This is a genomic window from Micromonospora craterilacus (assembly GCF_003236315.1).
Taxonomy (GTDB): Bacteria; Actinomycetota; Actinomycetes; order Mycobacteriales; family Micromonosporaceae; genus Micromonospora; species Micromonospora craterilacus.
This window is the reverse complement of sequence record NZ_POTY01000461.1, coordinates 1-1,364: the sequence shown is the minus strand read 5'-3', so window position 1 is coordinate 1,364 and position 1,364 is coordinate 1. Positions and strand designations below refer to the sequence as shown.

The window sequence follows — 1,364 nt, the reverse complement described above, 5'->3', positions numbered from 1 at the left end:
CCGGCACCTCCACCATCGGCGGCTCCCCCGCCTCCAGCCCGGCCACGATCGCGTCGACCACCGCCGGGTCGCCGGCCGTCACCGACGCGACCACCGCGCCAACCACCGCCGCGTCGGTCGCGTCGAGCACTTCGACCAGCCGGTCTACCGCGTCCTGGTCGTCGTGCGGGCTGGCCATCACGCCCCCGTACTGCGGCGGAGGGCCGTCACCAGTCGCGCGTATGCCAGCGCAGCAACGAAGATGGCCGGCAGCGCCCACGGAACCTGCCACGCCCCGACCTCCACCACCCAGGACACGATCCCGCCCGTACCGAGGTGCACGAGCATCGCCAGGATCGCCACGGCGAGCACCAGAGCGGACAGCCAGGCGGCCAGCCGCAGCAGCAGCCGGGCGATCACCGCGCCACCGCCTCGGCCGCGTCGAACACCGCCGACACGGCCCGCTCCCCCACCAGCGGCAGCACCGTGACCCGCAGCGCCGGGTACACGGCCAATCGGCCCGGCAGGTCTCGGATGGCGGCGATGCGGTCCAGGATGCGGCCAGCGACCGCCTCCACGTCGCCGGCCTTGCCGCCGGCCAACCGGATCCGGGTCGTGCCGGCCGCAGCGGCGAACTCGGCGTCCGACAGGGCCCGCCACAGGGCGGCCTCCCAGGCGAGGGAGACGCGCATGGTTTGGCCGTCCGCACACCACTTCGGCCCGGCCGCCTGGTCGTGGTAGGTGCCCCGGTAGTGGGCGGCGGCGTGCAGCCGCAGCATCAGCCGCGACCGGAGCGCCCCGCCGGGTGTGCGCGGCAGCATCGCGGCGAGCTGCTCGGCGCGGGCGGTGTGGGCCGCGTACCGCACCTCGGCGGTACGGGCGGCGCGTCGCCGGTAGGTAATGTCGGCCACGGTGGGCCTCCTCCCTGGTGGGTCTGCCCACCCCGGCCGGGGGTTGTTCCGGCCGCGAGGCTTTGAGCTAGCCAGCTAGCCCAATATCGCGGCAGGACAGCCCCGGCCGGGGTGGTCCTCATGGATTTGGGGACAGCGGGGACGGCCGGCTTTCTCAGGGCGTGGGCCGTCCCCGCGCACAGCTAGCTCTGGCTCGCGCCGGCTTTGCGGGCGGTTTCGGCGGCGGCCTGGGTCGCCTTCGAGGGCGACAAGTCGCCGTACGACTTGCCCTCAAGCCGGGGGTCGGTGATCTTCTTCTGGTCCGACATCGGGTGTCCTTCCTGTAGCTGGGATTCGGCCCGCCGGTCTGGCGGCCCCCGCGCGCCGCCCTCCCTGCCGGGGCTGGACCGCCCTCCCCGGTCGGCCCTTGACGTTCGCCGCTGCCGCCTCGATCGCCCGGCTCGGCGACAGGTCGCCGTACGAGCGGATGTCCTT

Annotated in this window: 3 protein-coding genes; all 3 read right to left on the bottom strand. The window is 74.4% G+C overall.

What is annotated here, in order from left to right; translation table 11 throughout:
• Window positions 1–177: 177 nt before the first annotated feature.
• Window positions 178–399, bottom strand: a complete 222-nt coding sequence (locus C1I95_RS33790) for a hypothetical protein (protein ID WP_111220163.1) — start codon at window positions 397–399, stop codon at window positions 178–180.
• The gene (locus tag C1I95_RS33785) at window positions 396–890 is read right to left on the bottom strand and encodes a hypothetical protein (protein WP_111220161.1); all 495 of its coding nucleotides are present in this window, start codon (window positions 888–890) and stop codon (window positions 396–398) included. Before C1I95_RS33785 ends, C1I95_RS33790 begins: the two co-directional genes overlap by 4 nt.
• 182 nt (window positions 891–1,072) lie before the next feature.
• On the bottom strand, window positions 1,073–1,198 hold the full coding sequence (locus C1I95_RS37005) for a hypothetical protein (RefSeq protein WP_267900735.1): 126 nt from the start codon (window positions 1,196–1,198) through the stop codon (window positions 1,073–1,075).
• Between the last annotated feature and the right edge of the window lie 166 nt (window positions 1,199–1,364).

Bases quoted from the DNA above. Each gene is read 5' to 3' on its own strand.
- C1I95_RS37005 (WP_267900735.1), bottom strand. From the start codon at position 1,198: ATGTCGGACCAGAAGAAGATCACCGACCCCCGGCTTGAGGGCAAGTCG.